General features: G+C 68.3%; 23 protein-coding genes. 12 read left to right on the top strand and 11 right to left on the bottom strand.

Annotation, left to right across the window (positions count from 1 at the left end):
* Positions 1 to 28: 28 nt before the first annotated feature.
* The 4 genes from SPHPH_RS0104420 (at position 29) to SPHPH_RS0104405 (ending at position 5,168) form a co-directional block, all read left to right on the top strand.
* A complete protein-coding gene (locus tag SPHPH_RS0104420; RefSeq protein ID WP_037488091.1) occupies positions 29 to 3,274 on the top strand; it encodes a glycoside hydrolase family 2 TIM barrel-domain containing protein in 3,246 nt (1,081 codons plus the stop codon).
* A 315-nt stretch (positions 3,275 to 3,589) separates the two neighbouring features.
* On the top strand, positions 3,590 to 4,015 hold the full coding sequence (locus SPHPH_RS0104415) for a YbaN family protein (RefSeq protein ID WP_051273212.1): 426 nt from the start codon (positions 3,590 to 3,592) through the stop codon (positions 4,013 to 4,015).
* A complete protein-coding gene (locus SPHPH_RS0104410) occupies positions 4,000 to 4,347 on the top strand; it encodes an HNH endonuclease (protein ID WP_028965598.1) in 348 nt (115 codons plus the stop codon). Before SPHPH_RS0104415 ends, SPHPH_RS0104410 begins: the two co-directional genes overlap by 16 nt.
* A 221-nt stretch (positions 4,348 to 4,568) precedes the next feature.
* Positions 4,569 to 5,168: a hypothetical protein gene (locus tag SPHPH_RS0104405; protein ID WP_028965597.1), complete on the top strand. Its 600-nt coding sequence runs from the start codon at positions 4,569 to 4,571 to the stop codon at positions 5,166 to 5,168.
* Between the two features lie 160 nt (positions 5,169 to 5,328).
* Here the strand turns inward: SPHPH_RS0104405 and rnc are convergent, their stop codons facing one another.
* Positions 5,329 to 6,090: a ribonuclease III gene (gene rnc, locus SPHPH_RS0104400; RefSeq protein WP_156025829.1), complete on the bottom strand. Its 762-nt coding sequence runs from the start codon at positions 6,088 to 6,090 to the stop codon at positions 5,329 to 5,331.
* A complete protein-coding gene (lepB, locus tag SPHPH_RS0104395) occupies positions 6,027 to 6,842 on the bottom strand; it encodes a signal peptidase I (protein ID WP_028965595.1) in 816 nt (271 codons plus the stop codon). Before lepB ends, rnc begins: the two co-directional genes overlap by 64 nt.
* 89 nt (positions 6,843 to 6,931) lie before the next feature.
* Here lepB and pgi point away from each other — a divergent pair, with 89 nt between their 5' ends.
* The 4 genes from pgi (at position 6,932) to gorA (ending at position 10,560) form a co-directional block, all read left to right on the top strand.
* On the top strand, positions 6,932 to 8,428 hold the full coding sequence (gene pgi / locus SPHPH_RS0104390; protein WP_037488089.1) for a glucose-6-phosphate isomerase: 1,497 nt from the start codon (positions 6,932 to 6,934) through the stop codon (positions 8,426 to 8,428).
* Positions 8,429 to 8,472: 44 nt separating this feature from the next.
* Complete coding sequence (locus SPHPH_RS0104385) at positions 8,473 to 8,682, top strand: type II toxin-antitoxin system VapB family antitoxin (RefSeq protein WP_028965593.1); 210 nt, start codon at positions 8,473 to 8,475, stop codon at positions 8,680 to 8,682.
* 32 nt (positions 8,683 to 8,714) lie between these two features.
* Positions 8,715 to 9,080 carry a type II toxin-antitoxin system VapC family toxin gene (gene vapC, locus SPHPH_RS0104380; RefSeq protein WP_238302896.1) on the top strand — a complete coding sequence of 122 codons (366 nt, stop codon included), beginning with the start codon at positions 8,715 to 8,717 and terminating at the stop codon, positions 9,078 to 9,080.
* Between the two features lie 130 nt (positions 9,081 to 9,210).
* Positions 9,211 to 10,560, top strand: coding sequence for a glutathione-disulfide reductase (gorA, locus tag SPHPH_RS0104375; RefSeq protein ID WP_028965591.1), 1,350 nt, complete (start codon positions 9,211 to 9,213; stop codon positions 10,558 to 10,560).
* Positions 10,561 to 10,713: 153 nt separating this feature from the next.
* Here gorA and SPHPH_RS0104370 read toward each other — a convergent pair whose 3' ends face one another.
* The 6 genes from SPHPH_RS0104370 to SPHPH_RS0104345 form a co-directional block, all read right to left on the bottom strand.
* Complete coding sequence (locus SPHPH_RS0104370) at positions 10,714 to 11,154, bottom strand: hotdog fold thioesterase (RefSeq protein WP_028965590.1); 441 nt, start codon at positions 11,152 to 11,154, stop codon at positions 10,714 to 10,716.
* Positions 11,151 to 11,564: a vgr related protein gene (locus SPHPH_RS0104365; protein WP_156026142.1), complete on the bottom strand. Its 414-nt coding sequence runs from the start codon at positions 11,562 to 11,564 to the stop codon at positions 11,151 to 11,153. Before SPHPH_RS0104365 ends, SPHPH_RS0104370 begins: the two co-directional genes overlap by 4 nt.
* A gap of 47 nt (positions 11,565 to 11,611) precedes the next feature.
* Positions 11,612 to 11,758, bottom strand: coding sequence for a hypothetical protein (locus SPHPH_RS21025; RefSeq protein ID WP_156025827.1), 147 nt, complete (start codon positions 11,756 to 11,758; stop codon positions 11,612 to 11,614).
* Between the two features lie 133 nt (positions 11,759 to 11,891).
* Entirely contained in the window at positions 11,892 to 12,317 is a 426-nt protein-coding gene (locus tag SPHPH_RS0104355; protein WP_037489103.1) for a copper chaperone PCu(A)C, read from the bottom strand.
* A 174-nt stretch (positions 12,318 to 12,491) separates the two neighbouring features.
* Positions 12,492 to 14,912: an ATP-dependent helicase HrpB gene (gene hrpB, locus SPHPH_RS0104350; RefSeq protein ID WP_028965586.1), complete on the bottom strand. Its 2,421-nt coding sequence runs from the start codon at positions 14,910 to 14,912 to the stop codon at positions 12,492 to 12,494.
* A 255-nt stretch (positions 14,913 to 15,167) separates the two neighbouring features.
* Complete coding sequence (locus tag SPHPH_RS0104345; RefSeq protein WP_028965585.1) at positions 15,168 to 16,160, bottom strand: adenosine kinase; 993 nt, start codon at positions 16,158 to 16,160, stop codon at positions 15,168 to 15,170.
* Between the two features lie 87 nt (positions 16,161 to 16,247).
* Between SPHPH_RS0104345 and SPHPH_RS0104340 the strand changes: the two genes are divergently transcribed.
* From SPHPH_RS0104340 to SPHPH_RS0104330, 3 genes are all read left to right on the top strand, one after another.
* Entirely contained in the window at positions 16,248 to 16,916 is a 669-nt protein-coding gene (locus tag SPHPH_RS0104340; protein WP_028965584.1) for an EI24 domain-containing protein, read from the top strand.
* Complete coding sequence (locus tag SPHPH_RS0104335; protein WP_028965583.1) at positions 16,913 to 17,287, top strand: hypothetical protein; 375 nt, start codon at positions 16,913 to 16,915, stop codon at positions 17,285 to 17,287. Before SPHPH_RS0104340 ends, SPHPH_RS0104335 begins: the two co-directional genes overlap by 4 nt.
* 67 nt (positions 17,288 to 17,354) lie before the next feature.
* Positions 17,355 to 18,656, top strand: coding sequence for a cation:proton antiporter (locus tag SPHPH_RS0104330; RefSeq protein WP_028965582.1), 1,302 nt, complete (start codon positions 17,355 to 17,357; stop codon positions 18,654 to 18,656).
* Between the two features lie 290 nt (positions 18,657 to 18,946).
* On the opposite strand, the gene SPHPH_RS0104325 is transcribed toward SPHPH_RS0104330, so the two are convergent.
* From SPHPH_RS0104325 to SPHPH_RS18905, 3 genes are read right to left on the bottom strand one after another with little or no spacing between them, the layout of a single operon-like run.
* A complete protein-coding gene (locus SPHPH_RS0104325; RefSeq protein WP_028965581.1) occupies positions 18,947 to 19,240 on the bottom strand; it encodes a hypothetical protein in 294 nt (97 codons plus the stop codon).
* Positions 19,233 to 20,801: a PepSY-associated TM helix domain-containing protein gene (locus SPHPH_RS18910; RefSeq protein WP_081668500.1), complete on the bottom strand. Its 1,569-nt coding sequence runs from the start codon at positions 20,799 to 20,801 to the stop codon at positions 19,233 to 19,235. The genes SPHPH_RS0104325 and SPHPH_RS18910 overlap by 8 nt, the downstream gene beginning before the upstream one ends.
* Positions 20,798 to 21,121: an iron transporter gene (locus SPHPH_RS18905; protein WP_156025825.1), complete on the bottom strand. Its 324-nt coding sequence runs from the start codon at positions 21,119 to 21,121 to the stop codon at positions 20,798 to 20,800. Before SPHPH_RS18905 ends, SPHPH_RS18910 begins: the two co-directional genes overlap by 4 nt.
* A gap of 320 nt (positions 21,122 to 21,441) precedes the next feature.
* On the opposite strand from SPHPH_RS18905, the gene SPHPH_RS0104310 reads away from it, so the two are divergent.
* The gene (locus tag SPHPH_RS0104310) at positions 21,442 to 23,205 is read left to right on the top strand and encodes a type I secretion system permease/ATPase (RefSeq protein ID WP_238302883.1); all 1,764 of its coding nucleotides are present in this window, start codon (positions 21,442 to 21,444) and stop codon (positions 23,203 to 23,205) included.
* Position 23,206 lies beyond the last annotated feature (1 nt).

The following is a 23,206-nucleotide window of genomic DNA, read 5'->3' as shown; positions in this document are numbered from 1 at the left end:
ACAAAATGACTTAATCGGGAGGATCACCGTGTACCATGTCGGCCAGCGCCGGAGCGCTGTTCTCGTCGCAGCGCTGCTCGCCAGCGTCTCGGGCGCTGCCGCTGCGCAGAACGCGCCGCCCGCGCCGCTCCAGCCGCAGATCGACCCGCAACGTCCCGACTGGGAAAATCCGGGCGTCAATTACATCGGTCGCATGCCCGCGCACGCCACCGGCTTTCCGTTCGAGACGCGCGACAAGGCGCTTGCCGGCCATCGCACGGAATCGAAGCGCTTCGTGTCGCTGAACGGGCAGTGGCAGTTCAGCTTCTCGCCCGATGCCGACAAACTGCCGACCGGCTTCGAACGTCCCGATTTCGACGCCTCGCAATGGAAGACGATCAAGGTTCCCGCCGACTGGCAGACCGAGGGCTATGACCAGCCGCGCTACAACAACATCACCTATCCCTTCCCGGCCAACCGCCCGCTGATCCCGCACGCCACCAACCCGGTCGGATCGTACCGCCGCACGATCGACCTGCCCGCGGGCTGGTCCGGGCAGGACGTGGTGCTGCACATCGGCGCAGCCGGCTCGGCCTATAAGGTGTGGGTCAACGGGCAGCAGGTCGGCTATTCGGAGGACAGCAAGCTTCCTTCCGAGTTCGACGTCACCCGCTTCGTCAAGCCCGGCGCGAACACCGTCGCGATCCAGGTCTTCCGCTGGTCCGACGGCAGCTATCTCGAGGATCAGGATTTCTGGCGCGTCTCCGGGATCGAGCGCGAGGTCTATATGATGGCCGCGCCGAAGACCCGCATCCGCGACTTCTTCGTCCACGCCGGGCTCGACGACAGCTATCGTGATGGCAAGCTCGCGGTCGACCTGACAGTCGCGCCGGGCGCGGCGGTCAGCGCGCGCTACGTGCTGATGGACGGCGACCGCATCGTGTCGCAGGGCCGCGCGCCGCTCGCCGCGGATGATGCCGATCGCAAGACGACGCTCTCCGCCACCGTTACCGGCGTCAAGCCGTGGAGCGCCGAGACGCCCAACCTCTACATGCTGCTGGTCGAACTGTACGACGCCAAGGGCGCGATCATCCAGTCGACCTATCAGCGGATCGGCTTCCGCACCGTCGAGATGAAGAACGGCCTCGTCAGCGTCAACGGCAAGCCGATCACGATCCGCGGCGTCAACCGCCACGAACACGACCCGGAAACCTTCCACGTCGTCAGCCGCGAGTCGATGGAGCACGACATCCAGCTGATGAAGCGCAACAACATTAACGCGCTGCGCACCTCGCACTATCCGAACGACCCGTATCTCTACGAACTCGCCGATCGCTACGGCCTGTACGTCATGGACGAGGCCAATATCGAGAGCCACGCCTATATGGAGATGGGGAACAACAATCCCCGTCAACGCAGCGTGTATCAGCTCGGCTTCGACAAGGCGTGGCAGTCGGCGCACGTCGACCGCGTGCTCAACATGGTCGAGCGCGACAAGAACCATCCCTCGATCATCTTTTGGTCGCTCGGCAACGAGGCCGGAATCGGCCCGAACTTCGCCGCCGCCGGCACCGCCGCCAAGACGCGCGATCCGGGCCGGCTGATCAGCTATCTCGGCTGGGGCACTTATGAGGGCGTGCAGCAGCACCGCCCGAACTGGTTCGCAGACATCTACGCGCCGATGTACGATCCGGTCGCCAAGATGGCGGATTACGCCACCAACTGGAACTACAAGCAGCCGATGATCCAGTGTGAATATGCGCACATGATGGGCAATTCGGGCGGCAACCTGAAGGAATATTGGGACACGATCTACGCACATCCCGACAAGCTGCAAGGCGGCTTCGCGTGGGACTGGGTCGATCAGGCGATGTATCGCTACACCAAGGACGGGCGGCGCTATTGGGGCGACGGCGGCGAATATGGCCCCAACCCGGGTGGCGACATCGAGTTCGGCGACGGCATGCTCCAGGCCGATCGTACCCCCAATCCGCAGCTCTACGAGGTCCGCAAGGTCTACGCACCCATCCAGTTCACCGGCTATGACGCGGGCGCCGGCCAGCTGACTGTCGCCAATCGCCAAGACTTCCTCGACGCGGACGCCTATGACTATAGCTGGGAAGTGCTGGAGAACGGCGTCGCGGTCGCGCGCGGCACGCTGGCCGCCCCGACCGTCGCCGCACACCAGAGCGCGCGCGTCGCGCTCGCGCCGACCGGCTTCACGCGCCGCCCCGACGCCGAATATTATTTGACCGTCAGCTACCGCGCCAAGGCTGGCACCACCCCCGGCGTCGCCGCGGGCACGTTGGTCGGCTGGGAGCAATTCCCGCTCGGCACTGCGCCCACACCGGCGACGATCGCCGACAACGGCCCGGTCAAGCTCGACAATCGCGGCGGCACCGTCCGGCTGTCGGCGGGCGACACCGAACTGGTGATCGATCGCAAGACCGGGCTGGTCGACCGCTACGCGACCGGCGGGCGCGTGCTGCTGTCGGGCGGCGCGCCCAACTTCACCCGCGCGCTGACCGACAACGACCTCGGCGTCGGCAGCGAAAAGCGCAACGTGCCGTGGCAGCGCGCCACCGACGAGCGCGTTGTCGAGGGCATCGACACGCAGAAGCTGCCCGGCGGCGGCGCGGCGGTGACGGTCCGCTGGCTGACCGGCGGCAATGTCGCGCGCTTCTCGACCCGCTACCAGATGGCGGCGGACGGCAGCGTCGCGGTCACCGGCGACTTCCAGCCGCTCGACACGACGCTCGGCGATCCGCTCCGCGTCGGGCTCTCCTACGTCACCCCGCGCGACTATCAGACCGTGCAATGGTACGGCCGCGGCCCGCACGAAAGCTACAGTGATCGCAAGACCTCGGCGCCGATCGGTCTGTGGCGTGGTGACATCGCGGCGCAGAACCACGATTATCTCCGCCCGCAGGAAACCGGCAACAAGGTCGACGTGCGCTGGATGGAGCTGGTGCGCGGCACCGACGGCGGCCTGCGCGTCACCGGCGACCAGCCACTGTCAATGAACGCGCTCGCCTTCCCGTACACCGAGCTGAACCGCCGCACGCCGGGCACGCGCAAGAGCACCGACATCGTTCCGGGCGCGAACGGCAGCCTGCTGGTCGACGCGGTGCAATCGGGCGTCGGCGGTGACACGCAATGGAGCGACTGGGGCCGTCCGCTCGAGCAATATCGCATCAGGGTCGCGCCCTTGCGCTACGGCTTCACACTGTCGCCGGTCACCACCGACGCGCACGGCACTGGTGCGAAGCCAGCCAGCGCGACCGGGGAGCAGTAAGGGAGCCGCACCCACCCCGTCGTCCCGGACTTGATCCGGGATCCCGCTTCTTCTTGCCGGCCGGAGGAGAAGAAGCGGGACCCCGGCTCAAGGCCGGGGCGACGAGCGTGAGGAGGGCATGCAACCCACGATCCGTCATCCCCGCGCAGGCGGGGATCCAGACGCGCAGGTCCGGCGATAGAGCCGCAAGGTCAGAGGTTCTGGATTCCCGCCTGCGCGGGAATGACGGATGTGATGACCAAGACAGCCCCCCGCCACGGCACCGATCCGCCACGCGAAACGTTCCCCGCTCATCGCAGAGGAACCGATACGATCGTGACCGACCTCCCCGCCGACCCGGTCAAACCCGGCCGCCTCCACGCCGCGGCGCGCTACGGCTGGCTGGCGCTCGGCTTCTTCTTCGTCGCGCTCGGCGCGATCGGCGCGCTGTTGCCATTGATGCCGACCACGATCTTCCTGATTCTCGCCGCCGGCTGCTTCGCCCGCTCCTCGCCGCGACTGGAAGCATGGCTGCTCGACCATCCACGCTTCGGCCCGACGCTGCGCGCGTGGCGACGCGACCGCGCCATCCCGCGCAAGGCGAAATGGCTCGCCTGCACCGGCATCGCCGCCGGCTACGCGATCTTCCTCGCCACCGCCCGCCCCCACTGGCCGCTCGGCGTGATCGTCGCAACGGCGATGGCGGCGTGCGCGCTCTTCATCCTTTCACGCCCGACCGCCACTTCATGGTCGGACGCGTAAGGCGCAAGGCCGGGCTCGCGGAGGCCGCCGCGCGCGCGCAGCAGGACGACACAACGCCCCGCACTTGCGCCCTCTGTGGCCGACCGCTCGGCACACGCATCGAATGGCACCACGTCGTCCCGCGCAGCGAAGGCGGCACTGACACGGAACCCGTCCACCCGATCTGCCACCGCGCCATCCATGCCGCCGCCGATAATGCCACGCTCGCCCGGGCCGGCACGCTCGATGCAATCCGCACCATTCCGGCACTGAGTCGGTTCCTGCGCTGGATCGCCGACAAGCCAGCCGACTTCCACGCGCCCACCCGCCGCGCGCGCGATCCGCTGCAATAAGGCAGCTTTGCGGCCGGCCACACGGACTGTGGCCGCCATGCGGCAGGGATATTCACCTTCTCGACAGATTGCGTGACTTTTGCGCAACAGTAAGAATCTTCATCGCCAGATCGGTGCTTTTCCGCGCAACCAAGCAGGGAAGGCGTGGTTAGAGCAGTCCCCGGCCCGGCCGCACCTGGTGCTGCGACAAACCGGGCAACGAAACTGTATTGAGGTATTTTATGCGTAAGCTCGTTCTTGCGGCCGTTGCCGCATCCGCCGCGTTCGTCGCCACCCCGTCGCTGGCGCAGGACGCCACCACGACGACCACCGACACCACCGCGACGGCACCGGATGGCACCCGCGCGTTCGGGATCGAGCCGTATGTCGCCGTGCGCGGCGGCTGGGAAGAATTCCAGAGCGACAGCGTTCCGGGCGCCCCGCGTCAGAACAAGCTGAACGGGTCGCTGGTCGAAGGTCTTGCCGGCGTGAACATCCCGCTCGGGCCGGTGTTCGTCGGCGCCGAGGGTAACGTCGCCAAGGGCGTGTCGGGCGACATCGACTGGCAGTATGGCGCCGCGGGCCGCTTCGGCTTCCGCGCCGGCGACAGCGGCCTGATCTACGGCAAGGTCGGCTATCAGTGGGTGAACTTCGACAAGCGCGTGAACACCGACCGTGACTTCCACGACATGACCTACGGCATCGGCTTCGAAGTCGGCCCGAAGGACATCGGTCTCGGCGGCATCACCAGCAACTCGGGCATCCGCCTGCGCGGCGAAGTGTCGAGCTACGGCTGGACCAACAGCTTCCGCCCGACGCTGGGCATCGTAGCGCACTTCTGATGCGCTGACGACAAGTTTCCGGTCGTCGAAGGGAGCCTTGGACGACCGGTTCGCACCAGTAGTGTTTCGTGCGGGGAGAAAAGGGCGGGGCCGGATGGCCTCGCCCTTTTCCTTGTGCGGCCAACATCGCTGGTCGCGAGCGACGTGTCGGAGCGGCGCGCTACCGCCGCCGCTTGCGCCGCGGCGCGGCCTGCGTGCTCAACACTTCCAACAACGCTTGCGCGGCCGCAGTCTCGGCCTCCTGCTTGCTGGCCCCCTCGGCGCTGACCTCGTCCTTGCCGACCGCAACGCGCACCGTGAAGCGCGGCGCATGGCCCGGCCCGGCGCGATCGACCAGTTCATAGGCGGGCGCCGCGCGCCGGTTCGCCGCCGCCCATTCCTGCAACGCCGACTTCGGGTGCTGCGGCGCCTTGTCGTCGCTATGGATGCGATCGGCCCACAGCCGCCGCACCGCCGCGCGCGCCGCATCGAGCCCGGCGGTGCGATACAGCGCGCCGAGCAGCGCCTCCATCACGTCGCCCAGCAAATTGTCGCCATGCTGCGCGCCATCGTCGCGCGCCTGTTTGCCGAGCCGGACATGCGCCACGGCGCCGATCCCGCGCGCCACCTCCGCGCAGACTGCACCCGTCACCAGCGCGTTGAAGCGCTTCGACAATTGCCCCTCGGGCTCGTCGGGGAAGACCTCACTCAACCATTCGGCCATGATGAGCCCGAGCACGCGGTCGCCAAGGAATTCGAGCCGCTCGTAGCTTTCGCCGGTGTGGCTGGAATGCGTCAGCGCACGCTTGAACAACGCCGGATCGTCGGGCCGGACGCCCAGCGCCTCGCCCACCCATGCAGCGACATCGTCGCTCACGCTCAGAAGCCGTGCCCGATCCGGCTGAATCGTGCCGCCGAAACCCAGGTCCACGGCTTGATCCATTCGGCCGAGCCATCAGTCGACCAGAAGGTCACCAGCGCCTTGCCCTGAATCCGTTCCATCGGAATATAGCCCATGCCCTCGGGCGGCGCGAAGCGGCTGTCGGCGCTGTCGTCGCGATTGTCGCCCATCAGGAACACATCGCCCGCCGGCACGGTGTAGACGTCGGTGTCGTCGGCGATCGGCAGGTTGCCCTGATCGAGCACCTCATAGCTCCGTCCACCCGGCAGCGTCTCGCGGAAGCGTGGGTAGCGACAGATCGGCTGCCCCGCCTTGTCGACATCCTGGAACTCCGCACCGCACTTCTCGGCCGGGAAATTGGGAGTCAGCGGCACGATGAAGTCCGCGACGCGCTGCTTTGGGATCGCCTTGCCGTTCAGGAACAACTGGCCGTTGCGCATCTGGATCGTGTCGCCGGGCAGCCCGATCACGCGCTTGATGACGTCATGATCGTCCGGCCCCAGCGACCGGAACACCACCGTATCGCCGCGCGTCGGCGTGCTCGCGAAAATACGCCCGGGGATCAACGGAATGCCCCACGGCAGCGACCAGCGCGAATAGCCGTAATTCCACTTTGACACGAACAGATAGTCGCCGATCAGCAGCCGCGGCAGCATCGATTCGGACGGGATCGAGAACGGCGAGAAAATGAAGCTGCGCAGGACGAACACGAACAACGCCAGCTTCAACAGGAAGCGGATCGTCTCGCTGGTTTCGGAACGCGCGGGCTTGCCGGGGGCAGCAGGGGTGGCCATGAAGCACCGCGTCGCGCAATGCCCGCGCTTCGTCAAGCGGAGCCTTGGCGCGCGCGAACGGTTGTGACCCGCAATTGGTCGGAAGGAAGATGAACGTGGCGGATTGGTCCAAGATCGAAGCGCTCCCGAAAGAGCGGCTGGAGACTTTGTTCGCGAACGACCCGGATCGGCTAGCGAAGCTGTCGCTCGACGTCGCCGGCATCCACTTCGACTGGTCGAAGACGCATTTGACCCCCGATGCGGTCGCGGCGTTCGAGGCGCTGGCGAAGGAAACCGATCTCGCCGGCAAGCGCGAGGCGATGTTCGGCGGCCAGAACGTCAACGTCACCGAGGATCGCCCGGTCGAGCACACCGCCGAACGCGGTGCGGGCAAGGACGAGAGCGTCGCGCGCGCCGCCGCCTATCACGCGCGGATGCGCGCGGTGATCGACGCGATCGAGGCCGACGCCTTCGGCCCGATCCGCCACGTCCTCCACGTCGGGATTGGCGGTTCGGCGCTCGGCCCGCATCTGCTGATCGACGCGCTCGGCCGCGACAGCGACCGCTATGACGTCGCGATCGTCTCGAACGTCGACGGCATGGCGCTCGACGACGTGTTCGACCGCTTCGATCCCGCCACCACTTTGCTGGTCGTCGCCTCGAAGACCTTCACCACCACCGAGACGATGATGAACGCCGAAAGCGTCATCGCATGGATGACTGGTGCGGGCGTCGAAGACCCCTATGGCCGCGTCATCGCGCTGACCGCCTCGCCCGAAAAGGCGATCGAATGGGGCGTCGACGAAACGCGCATCCTGCCCTTCTCCGAAGGCGTCGGCGGACGTTATTCGCTCTGGTCGTCGATCGGCTTCCCGGCGGCGATCAAGCTCGGCTGGGAACAGTTCGAGGAATTGCTCGACGGTGCCGCCGAGATGGACCGCCACTTCCGCCTGACCGCGCTCCACGAAAACGCTCCCGCGCTCGCCGCCTTTGCCGACCTGTACTACACGCAGGTCCGCGGCTGCGAGACGCGTGCGCCGTTCGCCTATGACGAGCGGCTGCGGCTGCTCCCGAGCTATCTCCAGCAACTCGAGATGGAATCGAACGGCAAGGGCGTGACGGTCGATGGGCAGCCGGTCGGCCGCCCGACCGCCGCGATCACCTGGGGCGGCGTCGGCACAGACGCGCAGCACGCAGTGTTCCAGTTGCTGCATCAGGGCACGCACCTCGTCCCCGTCGAGTTCCTCGCGGTGATCGAGGCCGGCGACACGCTCCCCGCGGAGCATCACCGCCAGTTGCTGCTCAACGCCTTCGCGCAGGGCGCGGCGCTGATGAAGGGCAAGCAGGTCGACGATCCCGCGCGCAGCTATCCCGGCGACCGTCCGTCCTCGACCCTGCTGCTCGACCGGCTTGACGCCCGCACGCTCGGCGCGCTGATCGCCTTCTACGAGCACCGCGTGTTCGTGAACGGCGTGCTGCTCGGCATCAACTCCTTCGACCAGTTCGGCGTCGAGCTGGGCAAAGAGATGGCCAAGGCCGCGGCGAAGGGCGGCGGCGACTTCGACCCCTCCACCACCGACCTGATCGCGCGCGCCGGTCTGGCATAAGCGCGCGCGGCCGATTATGTGTATGGCTCTGCGGAGCCATACACATGCGGACCAATATCGAGATCGACGACGCGCTCATGGCGGAAGCCATTGAAACGCTGGGCGTAAAGACCAAGCGCGAAGCTGTGACGAGAGCACTCGAAGAAGTTGTGCGAATCAAGCGGCAGCTACGCGCCCTTGATGAGTTGCGGGGCAGCGGCTGGGAGGGTGACCTCGATGAGATGCGCACCAGCAAGTACATTCCTGCCGAGTGAACGTCGTCGTCGACACAAGTGTTTGGATCGACTTGTTCGCCGATCGTGACACGCTCCAGACCAGAGCGTTGCGCGAGATCACGGCACGAGCGGATCGGTTACTTGTCGGCGACCTCGTTCTAACCGAGGTGCTGCAAGGGACGCGCGATCGTCGCGACTTTGAGCGCAAGCTTGCCCGCTTGGCCTTGTTCGATCGCATCACTGTCATGTCGGAGCCGGTCGCAATCGCGGCCGCGCGCAATTACCAGACGCTGCGGGCGCTCGGCATCACGATCCGCAAGACGATCGACACGCTGATCGCCACTCGCTGCATCATCGACGACATCCCGCTTCTCTACAGCGACCGCGACTTCGATCCGTTCGTAGAGCATCTCGGCCTTCGCTCCGCCATGACCTGACACGTCACCTGTCCTACCCCGCCTCGCCCTGCTAACAGCGGCACCATCCGGCGCGCCGCTGGTTCACCACTCAGATCCAACGCGCGATCGCCTCAACATTCGCAACATTCGCGCCCAACGGAGCTTCTCCATGTCCGACTTCGACTACGACCTATTCGTCATCGGCGCCGGCTCCGGCGGCACCCGCGCCGCGCGCGTTTCGGCGGCGCACGGCGCGAAGGTGGCAGTGGCGGAGGAATATCGCGTCGGCGGCACCTGCGTGATCCGCGGCTGCGTGCCGAAGAAGCTGCTCGTCTATGGCGCGCACTTCGCCGAAGACCTGCGCGACGCGCGCAACTTTGGCTGGGACGTGCCCGATGACTGCGCCTTCAGCTGGCCGCGGCTGCGCGACAATGTCATGAAGGAGGTGGATCGCATCAACACGGCGTACACCACCACGATCGAAAGCTCGGGCGCGGAGATCATCCACCAGCGCGCCACGGTCTCCGGCCCCAACGAGGTCACGCTCGCCGACGGCACGAGGAAGACCGCGAAGACGATCCTGATCGCGGTCGGTGCGCACCCCAGCATCCCCGAATGCCCCGGCCACGAACATGGCATCACCTCAAACGAGGCCTTCCATCTCGACAGCGTGCCTAAGCGTATCCTGATCGCGGGCGCCGGCTATATCGCCAATGAATTCGCGGGAATCTTCCATCAACTCGGCGCGCACGTCATCCTGATGAACCGCACCAAGGAGATCCTGCGCGGCTACGACTTGCAGATCCGCGACCGCCTTCTCCAGATCAGCATGATGAAGGGACTCGAATTCCGCTTCGATGCCGCCTTCCAGGGCATCGACAAGGGCGAGGACGGCTGCCTGACCGTGCACATGTCGAACCACGAGCCGGTCACCGTCGACCTCGTCATGTTCGCCACCGGGCGCAAGCCGAACACCCGCGGGCTCGGGCTGGAAACCGCCGGCGTCGAACTCGACGATCACGGCGCGATCAAGGTCGATGACGATAATCGTTCGACCTGCGCGTCGATCTACGCGGTCGGCGACGTCACCAACCGCATCCAGCTAACCCCGATCGCGATCCGCGAGGGGCAGGCGTTCGCCGACAATATGTACGGCGGCAAGGCGACCAGGGTCGATTACGACTGCGTCCCCTCGGCGGTATTCAGCCACCCGCCGCTCGCCGGCGTCGGGATGACCGAGGCGGAGGCGCGCCAGAAGCTCGGCTCGGTCAAGGTCTATTCGTCGGACTTCCGCCCGATGAAGAACGTCCTCGCCAACCGCGACGAGCGCGCGCTCTACAAGATGGTCTGCGACGGCGAGACCGACCGGGTCGTCGGTATCCACATGATCGGCCCCGACGTGCCTGAGATCATCCAGGCTGCTGCGGTGGCGGTAAAGGCCGGGCTGACCAAGGCGCAGTTCGACGCCACGGTCGCGCTCCACCCAACGATGGCGGAGGAACTGGTGCTGCTGAAGTAGCACTTCCCCTCGTCATCCCCGCCCCCTTCTGTCATCCCCGCCCCCCTCCTGTCATCGCCGCGAAGGCGGGGATCCAGACGCGCAGGTCCATGTGAGGGCCGCAACGTCAGCGTGTCTGGATTCCCGCCTTCGCGGGAATGACGGATGCGCAGGTCACCCCACCCCGCCCCGCCCCGCCGGGATCACCGCCGCCGTCATCCGGGCAAGGCACACCAGCCGCTCCGCCTGGTCGGTCACCCGGATCGTCCACACCTGCGACGACCGCCCGCGCGCCTCGCTGATCGCGGTGGCATAGACGAACCCCTCGCCGACCGGACGCAGGTGGTTGGCATTGATTTCCATGCCGACCGCGGCGGAGGTCGCCGGATCGAGCGTCGCCATTGCCGCGACCGACGCGACCGTCTCCGCCAGCGCGACCGACGCGCCGCCGTGCAGTCGCCCATACGGCTGGCGCGTCCGCTGGTCGACCGGCATCCGCGCGCGCAGCCAGTCGTCCCCGGCGTCGACGAACTCGATCCCGAGCAGGCCGGGCATCGACCCCGCACAGCCTGCGGTCAGCGCGTCGAGATCGAGAGGGGAATGCCAGATGCTCACGCGTGATCTCCAAACGGCAGGATGGTTTCGTAACGTGCCAGCTCCGGCGCACCCGGCACCATCGCTCCATGCCGCAACAGAAAGGCGTGGCGCACGATCTCGGCCTGTTGCTCGAGGCCATAGCGCTCCAGCCGCCAGCCGGGACGGATCGCATAATCGTAGCGGCAGAAGGGATGACGCTTCAGCGGCAGGAAGATGCCACGCTGATGCTGCCAGATGTGGCACATTTCATGGATGAACAGCCCCTGCCGGTCGAGCGAGGCTGCCGTGAAATCCTCGCACCACAGGCCCCCACCGGGGTGAAAGTGGATGCAGCCGCGCGGCGCCATTACCACGTCGCGCGGCTGGAAGAATGCCCATTTACGGTTCGCCAGCCGCACCGCGCCATAGTCGATCGCATCGCCGTACATCGACCGCGCCAATGCGATCTCCGCCGCCGTCAGGGATCGCCGACCGACTATATCCAAATCTCCGCGAGCAGCAGGAACGGACTTGTTCCAAGGCACCGATGGCAGGAACGTTCCAGCCAAACGATCGACACTCCACCGAGCACCACCGGAAAGGCGATCCCGAGCGCCGCGATCATGTCGATCATGTCGATCATGTCGCGATTCCCATAATGAAGCACGATCACCCCAGCGACCGCCGTAACCACCACTTCGGTAAGAAGCGTCAGGACGAAACGAAGAACGGCCTCCGCCCCGCTTGGCCGTTCGTCCGGCGGCCGAAACCTCGGGTCACTCCGGGGCGACATCACCCGCCGCAATCACCTTCGCCTCCACCTGCGCCGTCGCGCCATCGGCGAAACGCAGCGTCAGCGGCACCAGCGACCCCGGCCGCACGGTTTGCGGCAGATCGAACAACATCACATGGCGACCACCCGGCGCGAACGCCACGTCGGTCTTCGCCGGCACCGGCACCGTCGCCAGCGACTCCATCGTCACCATGCCGCTTGCGGTCATCCGGCTGCCGTGCATCTCGGCACGCGACACGCCCGGCGCTTCGACGCGCACCAGCGTCATGTCCTTTGCCCCGCCGCGCAACGCGAAATAGCCGGCCGCCGGCCGCCCCGGCACCGCCGCCAGCCGAACATAGGCGTCGTCAGCGACGGGCGCCGCCGCCTGCGCCGAACATCCCGCCGCCGCAAGGATCAAAGCTGCCATCATCAAGCGGCGCATGGTCGTCTCCCCCGTCACCGGACCGGATGTACGGTCGCGCCACGGCGCGGGCAAGCACCGCCGGTGCATTCGCTATCTCAGGAAGGCTTCATCCCCGGCCGGCGGCCATTTCTCCTCTCGCCAGCCATCGGCCAGAGCCGGGAAGCAGGACGGGGCCGGTCACTTGTTCCGCCGCGCATCCGCGTTCTTCGTCCGCAGCGTCGGCGCGGCCGCCGCAGGATCGTCCGGCCAAGGATGGCGCGGATAGCGACCGCGCATCTCGCGCGCAACATCGCGCCAGCTTCCCTGCCAGAAACCGGGCAGGTCGCGGGTCGTCTGGATCGGCCGCCCGGCCGGCGAAGTCAGCGACAGCACCAGCGGCACGCGCCGCTCGCCCACCGTCGGATGCTCGGCCAGCCCGAACAACGCCTGCACGCGCAGCTCGACAGTCGGCCCGGCCTCTGCGGCATAGTCGATTGCGTGGGTCGACCCCGCCGGGCTGGTGAAGTCGGCCGGCGCAAGCCGGTCGATCTGACGCAACGCATCCCAGCCGAGCAACGTACGCAGCGCATCGGTCAACGCGCCCGGCGCGATCGCATCCAGCCTGCGCTTGCCCGCCACCAGTGCCGGCAGCCATTCATCGAGCCGCGCGACCAGCGCCTCATCGTCGAGCGGCACCCCGGCATGGGCCGCGCGCGTCCGCAGCGCCCCCGCCCCCTCTGGCCACGGCAACAGATCGACGCCGTGCGTGCGAACCCCCTCGACCAGCGCCGCCGCCACCGCCGCCGGGTCCGCCTGGCTGTCCGGGCCGCTCGACACGCGGATCGCGCCGATCCGCCGCTCGCGCAGCGGCTGGACGCCGCCGGTCGCCGGATCGAATAACGCCGTCCGCCGCGTCTCGATTCGCTCGGCGAACAGCGTCTCGACATCGGCCGCGTCGATCGCCGCGCCCGACAGGATTCGCGCCCCCGCCGCCATCCCCTGCGTTTCCGCCACCGCCAGCCATTCGGCCCTCGCCAGCGACGCGGTCGCATCCAGCCGAAACCCGCGCCCACCCGCCGATACCCAGCGTTCGCCGCTCGCATCGCGCCGCCGCGCGACGCGGTCGGGGAAGGCCAGCGCGACGCACGCGGCGATCGTATCGCCGCTGCCGTCACGCCCCGCCATCGCCGCCCAGCGCTTCGCCAGCCCGCGCGCCGTCTCCGCCTTGGCGGAGCGGTCGCCCCGCCAGCGCCGCAGCCGCAGTTCGAGGTCGGCATCCTGCCCGCCCAGCCCGCGCTCCTGCAACAGCACCGCGATCTCCGCCGCCAGCCGCTTGTCGCCCGCGCGCAGCAGCATATGCGCCAGCCGCGGCGTCATCGGCAGCCGCGCGATCCGGCGACCATGCGCGGTCGGCCGCCCGTCCGCGTCGATCGCGTCCAGCCCGAACAACCGCGCGCGCGCCTCGTCGATCGCCACCGCCGGCGGCGCGTCGATCCAGCGCAGCGCGCGCGGATCGGCCACCCCCCACAAGGCACACGCCAGCACCAGCGCCGACAGATCGGCCTCCAGTATCTCCGGCGGATCGAAACGCGGAATACCAGCGGTCCCCGCCGCCTCCCACAGGCGATACGCAACCCCCGGCCCCTGCCGCGCCGCACGTCCCGCGCGCTGCGTCGCCGCCGCCTGGCTCGCGCGCTCGGTCACCAGCCGCGTCATCCCGGCGGCGCGATCGTAGCGCGGGCGCCGCGCCAGCCCGCTGTCGACCACCACGCGAATGCCGTCCAGCGTCAGGCTGGTCTCGGCGATCGACGTCGCCAGCACCAGCTTGCGCGCGCCATCGGGTTCGGCGCGGATCGCAGCACGCTGCGCCGCCGGGTCGAGGCTGCCGTGCAGCCGGTGCAGCCGCACGCCGGGCAGGTCACCGATCCGCTCGGCGGTGCGCTCGATCTCCGCGACGCCGGGCAGGAACGCGAGCACACCGCCCGCCTCCTCGGCCAGCACGCGCCGCACCGCCGCAGCCATCGCCTCCTCGATCCGCGCCTCCGCGGCGCGCCCGATATGCCGCAGTTCGAGCGGGTGGCTGCGTCCTTCGCTCTCGATCACCGGCGCATCGTCCATCAACGCCGCGAAGCGCGCGCCGTCGAGCGTGGCTGACATCGCAACCACGCGCAGATCAGGCCGCAACCCGGCCTGCGCGTCCAGCGCCAGCGCCAACCCGAAATCGCCGTCGAGGCTGCGCTCGTGCACTTCGTCGAACAGGATCGCCGACACGCCCGTCAGTTCGGGATCGTCCTGCAACCGCGCAGTCAGGATACCCTCGGTAACGACCGTCACGCGCGTCGCCGCCGATCGCTTGGTGTCGAGCCGCGTCGCATAGCCGAACGTGCGCCCGACCGGCTCGTCCGCCTGCGCCGCCATCCGCTCTGCCGCGGCGCGCGCGGCCAGCCGGCGCGGGCTGGTGACCAGCACCTCGCCCGTGCACCACGCCTCACCGATCAGCGTGGGTGCCACCGCCGTGGTCTTGCCCGCCCCCGGCGGCGCGACCAGCACCGCCGACGACCGCGCGCGCAGCGTCGCGAGCAGGTCGGGCAGCACGGCATGGATCGGCAACGACGTCACGCGCGGGTCTGTGACAGATCACGGCGGGCTTGAGAACCGCGAGGCGTTAGCGAGCGAGAGGCAGAGAGAGAGAGAGGGCAAGCTAACCCCAATCACCGTCGCCCCTGCGCAGGCAGGGGCCCATGACTGTGAAGTGGGCGCAAGACGCCGACACAAAGCACGACGCGCCTGTGTCAAATGCTTGCACCCGGACGACACAGACATAGGCCCCTGCCTGCGCAGGGGCGACGGGCGGTGAAGTGATCGCCCGCCCGCTCAAACCCCCGCGGTGATCGCCTTCAGGTCGACGATCGGCCGCGCGCCGAAATGCTGGATCACCTCGGCGGCGCAGATCGCGCCGAGCGTCAGCGACGCCTCCAGCGACTTGCCCTGCGCCTGCCCGTGGAGGAAGCCCGCCGCGAACAGGTCGCCCGCGCCGGTCGTATCGACCACCTTGTCGATCGGCTGCGCCGGCACGACGACGCGCTCGCCACCCGCAACCGCCATCGCGCCGCGCTCGGCGAGCGTGACGACGACCAGCGGCACCTTGCCCTGCACCGCCGCCACCGCCGCGTCGACCGTGTCGGTCTGCGTCAGGAACATGATTTCGGTCTCGTTCGCGAACAGCACGTCGATCAGCCCCTGATCGATCAGCGCGTGGAACGCGTCGCGGTGACGGTCGATCACGAACTCGGCCGACAGCGTGAAGGCGACCTTCCGCCCGGCCCCACGCGCGATATCGATCGCGGCGCGCATCGCGGCACGCGGCTCTTCGGGATCCCACAGATAGCCTTCGAGATACAGATACCGCGCATCGGCGATCAGCCCGGCGTCCAGCGCCTCGGCCGGCAGATAGTGCGACGCGCCGAGGAAGGTGTTCATCGTGCGCTGCCCGTCGGGCGTCACGAAGATCAGGCAGCGGCCGGTCGTCGGCGCACCGGCGCGCGACGCGGTGTCGAAGCGGATTCCCGCCGCGCGGATGTCGTGCGCGAACACCTCGCCGAGCTGATCGTCGGCGACCTGCCCGATGAAGGCGCACTGGCTGCCCAGCGCCGCCATTCCCGCGATCGTGTTCGCCGCCGATCCGCCCGACACTTCCTGCCCCGGCCCCATCTTCGCATAGAGCGCGTCGGCTTCCTCGGGCGAGAAGACCAGCGCCATCGCGCCCTTGGTCATCCCGTTCTCGGCGATGAAGGCGTCGGTGGCGGGAGAGAGAATGTCGACGATGGCATTGCCGATCGCGACCACGTCATAGCGGGGTTCGGTCAAGTTCGTACTTCCTGGAAGTGCGGAAAGCGTCCGACTAGAGTGCGGTCGCGCCTTGCGCAACGGCCAAGCGAAGCGCATCGCCCCACGATGGTGCGCGCATTCTGGCTCTCGGTGCAGCAACTCGGCGACCCCGCGATCCTGCGCGTGCTCGCCATGTCGCTGGCGATCACGCTCGGCATCTTCGTCGCGCTCGGTACCGGCGCATGGTGGCTGATCGACACCGCGCTCGCCGGGGTCAGCTGGCACGGCACGCTCGCCGGGGTCGCCGCCACCCTGCTGACCGTGCTGGGCGGGTGGCTGTTGTTCCGCGCGGTGGCGATGCTGGTCGTCGGCCTGTTCGCCGACACGATCGTCGCCGCGGTCGAGCGGCGGCATTATCCGCAATCGCTGGCCAGCGCGCATCCGGTATCGCTGGCACGCGGCCTGCGGATGGGGCTTGCCTCGGCCGGACGGTTCATCGCGGTCAACCTGCTCGCCGCCCCGGTCTACATCGGGCTGCTCGTCACAGGGGTCGGCACCGCGGCGGCATTCTTCGTCGTCAACGGCTGGCTGCTCGGGCGCGATCTCGGCGAGATGGTCGCGGCACGCCACCTGCCCGCTGCGGCGATGCGAGACTGGCGCGCGGCGACCGCCGGGCGGCGCTTCGTTCTGGGGCTTGCCGCAACCGGGCTGTTCGTGGTTCCGCTGCTCAACATCCTCGCGTCCGTGCTGGGCGCGGCGATGGCGACGCACCTGTTCCACGGAAACCGCCGATGAAGCCCCTCGCCCCCGCCGCGCTGCTGCTCCTGCCACTACTGGCCGGCTGTGCGACCACCACCGCGCAGCGGCCGGCGGTCGCACGCGCGATCCCGGTCGCGCTGCCGACGCTCGGGCTGGAGGCGGTGATGGGGCAGGATGCCGCGCATCTGACCAGCACCTTCGGCCAACCCGACGCCGACGTTCGCGAGGGCGCCGCGCGCAAGCTGCAATTCTCCAGCGCGATCTGCATCCTCGACGCCTATCTCTACCCCTCCGCCAATCGCGCCGAGCCGCGCGTCACCTGGGTCGATGCGCGCCAGCGCGACGGCAGCAGCATCGATCGCGCCAGCTGCGTCGCCGCGCTCACCCGCCGGACGGGCGGGCGATAGCGCAAACATCGTCGTTGAGCGTGCCCGCGTCTGCCGCTAGCCTGCGGAAAACGGGTGGGGATTCGTGATGGCACCGGCGCAGCTCAGCGTCCTTTTCTTCATGCAACTGTTTGCGATCGTTGCAGTATCTCGGGGCGTCGGCTGGCTCGCCAAACGCTACCTCGGGCAACCGCAGGTCGTCGGCGAGATGATCGCAGGCGTGCTGCTCGGGCCATCGCTGCTCGGGCTATTGGCGCCCGATTGGCAGATGCTGCTGTTCCCCAAGGAAACGCGCGGGCTGCTGTATGCGGTCGCGCAGCTCGGCGTCGGCCTCTACATGTTCATCGTCGGGCTCGGCTTCCGCGCCGACCATTTCCGCAGCAACGCGCGCAGCGCCACCGCCGTCTCGCTCTCGGGGATGATCGCGCCGTTCGCGGTCGCGGTCGTGCTCGCGCCATGGCTCCGCTCGATCCCCGGGCTGTTCGGCCCGACCGTCACCGCGACGCAGGCCGCCTTGTTCACCGGCGCGTGCATCGCGATCACCGCCTTTCCGATGCTCGCGCGGATCATCCACGAACGCGGGCTGTCGGGCACGCCGCTCGGCACATTGTCGCTGTCCTCGGGCGCGATCGACGACGCCGGAGCGTGGACGGTGCTGGCGGTGGTGCTGGCGACCTTTGGCGACGGGGCCGGGGTCGCGATCAAGGCGATCGGCGGCGCGGCGCTCTTCGCGGTCGTCGTGCTCGGCTTCGGACCGCGGCTGCTGCGCCCGCTCGGCGCGCCGGCGGAGCGTACCGGGATGGTCGGTCAGACCGAAACCGGCATCGCGCTGATGCTGTTCCTGCTGGCCGCCTTCGCGATGGATGCGGTCGGCATGCACGCGGTGTTCGGCGGCTTCCTGCTGGGGGCGGTCATGCCGCGCGGCGCCTTTGCCGAAGGTCTGAAGCGCCAGCTGGAGCCGATGACCGTCCTGCTGCTGCTCCCCTGCTTCTTCACCTTCAGCGGGCTCAACACGCAGCTTGCGCTGGTTGCTGATCCGGCGCTGCTCGGGGTCGCACTGGTGGTGCTCGTCGCCTCGGTCGTCGCAAAGGGCGGCGCGTGCTGGGCCGCGGCGCGGCTGACCGGGCAGGACAATGCAACCGCCCTGGGTGTCGGCGCGCTGATGAACGCGCGCGGGCTGATGGAGCTGATCATCATCAACATCGGCTTGGCGCGCGGCATCATCGGGCCGGCGCTGTTCTCGATGCTGGTGCTGATGGCGATCGCCACGACGCTGATGAGTTCGCCGCTGTTCGAGCTGGTCTATGGCCGCAAGGCACGCCAGCGCGGCGAACTCGGCACGCTCGACGACCGCGAGCCGATCGCGCTGCCGGAACGCGTCGCCTCCTGAGCGACGAAGAGGGACGGGATCACGCGGCGGCGCGCAAGTCGGCCGCGTAACCCGATCATTTCGGATCGTTACAACGTGATAAGGTCAACCTGATCCGTCATTGCGAGCGTAGCGAAGCAATCCAGGGCGTCCTGATCCGGCCCTGGATTGCTTCGCTACGCTCGCAATGACGAACGATATACTCGCACGATCTGGAGGATGAGCTTCGGTGCAACGAACTCAACATTTCCCCGCCGCCGCCTGATCCAGCCCTTCCCCGTCGACATCCCGATGTCGAACGTCGATCGACCTCACCGGCGACGAACCGCCCGACGGACCGGATAGAAGACCGCGCCCGGCGCCACGGACAGCGCAAGCACGACCATCACCGCCGCGATCGAGGCGCAGGTCAGCAACCGCACCCAGCGCTCGCCATCCATCGGCGTGCCGACCCGCACCAGCGCCAGCGCGATCAGCACCGCCGCGCCGCTGCGCAGCGCGCGTACCGCACGCTCGCCGGTAATCCCCGCCTCGCGCCGGAACTTGTACGAGGCCGCCGCCAGCAGCACGAACGCCAGCGCACACAGCAACACGCCTTCAAACATGCACCATCTCCCGTGCCCGTCGCGACACCTGCGCCGGCCGCGGTCGCGCCGCGCGCCACGCCGCGACGCCCAGCAGCGCCGCGATGCCCAGCAGCGCTAGATCGAAACTCATGAACAACTGGTCTCCGGCGCGCCACGAGGCCGTCAGCCCGCGCGACGTGGTCAGCGCATTGGCGATCGGGATCGCGGCATAGACCGCCGCCCCCGTCGCGAACAGGATCGCCCACGCCTGTTTCGCCGGACGCAGCAATTGCAGCACCGCCGCCCCGCCCCAGACGTAGAACATCGTCGCCACCTCGGCCGCCGCGCGACCTTCGGCGGCGGCGGGAATGACTCGATTGGCAAGCAGATAGGCCCCCATCCCGATCGGCAGCCCCGCGATCGTCGCGATATTCAGCCGCTCGACCAGCCGCAGACCGAAGAACGGTTTGGCCCCCGGCTTTCGCCGCGCCGCGGTCCATAGCAGCAACCCCGTGCCGACCATCGCCGCGCCCGTCAGCCCCAGCAGGAACAGCACCCAGCGCAGCGCCGGTGCCGCATATTGGGCGAGATGCAGACCCAGCATCACCCCTACGCTCGACACGCCCGTCCCCGCTCCGCTCGGTGGCTGGATCAAGGCGCCGGTCGCGCCCGAATAGACGACCGTGCCCGCGCGCGCGTTCAGGCTCGATTGGGCGGCACCGGTCACTGCAACGATCGCGGCGGCATCGCCGGGCTGCTGCACCACCACGCGCGCCGCCGGCCGCTGCAATCGCGCCTCGGCGTCGCGCACCAGCGGCGCGATCGGCACCAGCGGCGTGGCGCGGCCGGTCGCGACGGCATCTTGCGGCAGGCCATAGGCCTCGCGGCCGAAATCGAGCGGCTGCTTGTAATTGATCGCGATCGGATACGGCAGGTACATCAGCACCAGCGTCATCAACCCGGTATAGGTGATGACCGCGTGATAAGGCAGCGCCAGCACCGCCGAGACGTTGTGCGCGTCCAGCCAGCTGCGCTGCCCCTTGTTCCAGCGCAGCGTGAAGAAATCGGCGAAGATGCGCTTGTGCGTCACCACGCCCGAGATGATCGCGCCCAGCATGAACATCGCGCAGACGCCCGCCAGCCACCGGCCCCACGGATGCGGCAGCTGCAATTGGAAGTGGAAGCGATAGAAATGCTCGCCGCCGCGCGTATCGCGCGCATGGATCGGCGCGCCCGTCGCGGGGGCGAGCACTTGCTCGTCGGCACGCTTGCGCCGCTTGCCGGGCTTCTTATCCTTCGCCTCCGCTGCGTCGGGCTTGGGCGTGGCATAGACGTGCGTGACGACGTCACGCTCGTTGGGAAGCTGGATGAACCATTGCTGGTCGCGGATGCCGTCGCGCGAAAGCTGCGCCACCGCACTCTGCGCCGCGATCGCCGCGGGCGTGTGGTTCACGGGCATTTCGGGCTGCATCCAGCGCGTGATCTCCGGCCGGAAATAGCTGGCGGTGCCGGTCAGGAACATCGCGAACAGGATCCAGCCGGCCAGCAACCCCAGCCAGCTATGGATCCACGCCATCGACTGTCGCAGCGAGCGCGTCACGGTCGCACGCCCAGCAGCCAGACCGCCGCTCCTGCGAGGATCGCACCACCCCACACCCCGCCGACGATCCGCGCCAGCTTCGGCTCATGGAAACACCACAAGGCCACGACCGCGTAGATCAGGAAGCTCGGGATCATCGCCCAGACGGTCGCCTCGACCCGCGCGATCGGCAGCAGCCGCGCGATCAGCATCGCGACCGTCGCGATCAGCGCATAGCCGCCGAGGAACGCGGTCAGGCAGCGCACGGCCATCGTCACTGCGGCGACGCGGATGTGGCGCGTGCGCGGCGCTGCCTCCGGCGGCGATTCCACCCGCTGCATCAGCATCCGCCACTTTCCCCACGCCCTAGCATGACGCCGCTATAACAGCGATTGCGACTGACTAGCAATAGAGACGTGAGTCACCGCAGCGGGACAATCGATTCGGCGAAGCGCGTTCCTTGCGGAAATTTCATCCGATCGCAGGACGCGCGGCCCCGGCCCGCCGGCGATCGGGGGACTAGTAAATTCTTCAATTATTCCTGCGATGTGCGGCGTGGGAAAGGGACGATCCACAACGCGTGCGGGGCTCGCCGGAGTAGGGCCGGGCCTCGCACGTAACTCGTCGCTTTGACGAAACGGTGATGCTAGGCGTTGGTTCCATGATGATAACCACGAATCCGGGTGGCGAAGGCCCGATGCGGGCAGCGCTCTCGCTATGCCGCCGCCATATTCTGGCCGCCTTCGGGTTCAGCGCGCTGGTCAACATCCTGTATATCGCGCCGACGCTGTACATGTTGCAGGTCTATGACCGGGTGGTGCCGACGCATGGCCGGCTGACCTTGTGGTTCCTCACCGCGGTGCTGCTGTTCGCGCTCATCACGCTGTCGATGCTCGATCGCATCCGCACGCGGTTGCTGGTGCGCGCCGGGGTCCGTCTCGACGCGACGCTCGCGCCCGTCCTGCTCGACGCCACCCTCGGCCGCCCCGACCAGCCGGTCGCGCGACAGGCGCTGCGCGAGTTCGACAACGTCCGCCAGACGATCAGCGGCCCGGGCGTGCTTGCGCTGTTCGATGCGCCGTGGACGCCGATCTACATCGCGGTCTGCTTCCTGGTTCATCCGGTGCTGGGGATCGTCGCGCTGGTCGGGGGCACGATCCTGCCCGTGATCGCCTGGCGCAACGAAAAGGGCACCCGCACCGCGCTGGAACGCGCGCAGATCGCCGCGACCACCAGCTACGCCAGCCAGGAGGCGATGCTCGGCGGCGCGGAGGCGGTGCGCGCGCTGGGCATGCGCCGCGCGATGGTGACGCGCCAGTTGCGCTATCGCGAGACGATGCTCGCGCTCCAGACCCGCGCCGGCTTCACCAGCGGCAATTACATGACCGCTACCAAGTTCGTCCGGCTGGCGCTGCAAAGCCTCGCGCTCGGTCTGGGTGCATTGCTGGCGATCGACAACCAGATTTCGGGCGGCTCGATCTTCGCCGCCTCGTTCCTGATCTCGCGTGCGCTCGCGCCGATCGAATTGCTGATCGGCAGCTGGAAGGGCATCGCGCAGGCGCATGGCAGCTACCTGCGGCTCGACAAGCTGCTGACCGAGACGCACACCGCCGGCGTCGTCACCCGGCTTCCCGCGCCAAAGGGCACGCTGCGGCTCGAAAACGTCACGTTGTTCAACGACGCTCGCGACGGCACGATCATCAGCGACGTGTCGCTACCGATCTCGGCGGGCGAGGTGATCGCGATCGTCGGCCCAAGCGGCGCGGGCAAGTCGACGCTCGCGCGGATCATCGCCGGCGCGATCCGCCCCGATCGCGGCCGGGTCCGCATCGACGGCGCCGACGTCACCGATTGGGACCCGGAACTGCTCGCCGAACATATCGGCTATCTCCCGCAGGACCCGTCGTTGTTCGCCGGCACCGTAAAGGAGAATATCGCCCGCTTCCGCACCGAGCTGGCGCACGACCCCGCCGCGATCGACGCCGCCGCGATCAAGGCCGCCGAGCGCGCCCGCGCGCGCGAGCTGATCCAGCGGCTGCCCGGCGGCTTCGATCACGAGCTGAAGCCCGGCGGGCGCGGGCTGTCGGCGGGTCAGGCGCAGCGCGTCGCGCTGGCGCGCGCGATGTTCGGCGATCCCGCGGTGCTGATCCTCGACGAACCCAACGCGCACCTCGATGCCGAGGGCGACAGCGCGCTGCTCGCCGCGATCGACCATTACAAGAAGGCCGGGCACACCATTCTCGTGGTCAGCCACAAGCTCGGCATCCTGCCCGTCGTCGACAAGCTGCTGGTGATGCGCGGCGGCCGCGTGGAAATGTTCGGCCCGCGCGACGAGGTGCTGCCCAAGATCGCGCCGCAGCGGCCGCGCGCGGTGCCCAGCCCCGGCACCTCCCCGACGATCACCGCCCCCAGCGCGAGCGCCTGAG

The sequence above is a fragment of the Sphingomonas phyllosphaerae FA2 genome (assembly GCF_000427645.1).
GTDB lineage: Bacteria > Pseudomonadota > Alphaproteobacteria > Sphingomonadales > Sphingomonadaceae > Sphingomonas > Sphingomonas phyllosphaerae.
The sequence above is the reverse complement of the archived record's forward strand: the minus strand, read 5'-3'. Positions and strand labels throughout refer to the sequence as shown.

Bases quoted from the DNA above. Each gene is read 5' to 3' on its own strand.
- SPHPH_RS0104365 (WP_156026142.1), bottom strand. From the start codon at position 11,564: ATGTACGGCGATGCGATCGACTATGGCGCGGTGCGGCTGGCGAACCGT.
- SPHPH_RS18905 (WP_156025825.1), bottom strand. From the start codon at position 21,121: ATGCAGCGGGTGGAATCGCCGCCGGAGGCAGCGCCGCGCACGCGCCAC.
- gorA (WP_028965591.1), top strand. From the start codon at position 9,211: ATGTCCGACTTCGACTACGACCTATTCGTCATCGGCGCCGGCTCCGGC.
- pgi (WP_037488089.1), top strand. From the start codon at position 6,932: ATGAACGTGGCGGATTGGTCCAAGATCGAAGCGCTCCCGAAAGAGCGG.
- SPHPH_RS0104355 (WP_037489103.1), bottom strand. From the start codon at position 12,317: ATGGCAGCTTTGATCCTTGCGGCGGCGGGATGTTCGGCGCAGGCGGCG.
- SPHPH_RS0104330 (WP_028965582.1), top strand. From the start codon at position 17,355: ATGGCACCGGCGCAGCTCAGCGTCCTTTTCTTCATGCAACTGTTTGCG.
- rnc (WP_156025829.1), bottom strand. From the start codon at position 6,090: ATGGATCAAGCCGTGGACCTGGGTTTCGGCGGCACGATTCAGCCGGAT.
- SPHPH_RS0104325 (WP_028965581.1), bottom strand. From the start codon at position 19,240: ATGTTTGAAGGCGTGTTGCTGTGTGCGCTGGCGTTCGTGCTGCTGGCG.
- SPHPH_RS0104405 (WP_028965597.1), top strand. From the start codon at position 4,569: ATGCGTAAGCTCGTTCTTGCGGCCGTTGCCGCATCCGCCGCGTTCGTC.
- SPHPH_RS0104410 (WP_028965598.1), top strand. From the start codon at position 4,000: ATGGTCGGACGCGTAAGGCGCAAGGCCGGGCTCGCGGAGGCCGCCGCG.
- SPHPH_RS0104310 (WP_238302883.1), top strand. From the start codon at position 21,442: ATGATGATAACCACGAATCCGGGTGGCGAAGGCCCGATGCGGGCAGCG.
- SPHPH_RS0104335 (WP_028965583.1), top strand. From the start codon at position 16,913: ATGAAGCCCCTCGCCCCCGCCGCGCTGCTGCTCCTGCCACTACTGGCC.
- SPHPH_RS21025 (WP_156025827.1), bottom strand. From the start codon at position 11,758: ATGATCGACATGATCGACATGATCGCGGCGCTCGGGATCGCCTTTCCG.
- SPHPH_RS0104385 (WP_028965593.1), top strand. From the start codon at position 8,473: ATGCGGACCAATATCGAGATCGACGACGCGCTCATGGCGGAAGCCATT.
- SPHPH_RS0104340 (WP_028965584.1), top strand. From the start codon at position 16,248: ATGGTGCGCGCATTCTGGCTCTCGGTGCAGCAACTCGGCGACCCCGCG.
- lepB (WP_028965595.1), bottom strand. From the start codon at position 6,842: ATGGCCACCCCTGCTGCCCCCGGCAAGCCCGCGCGTTCCGAAACCAGC.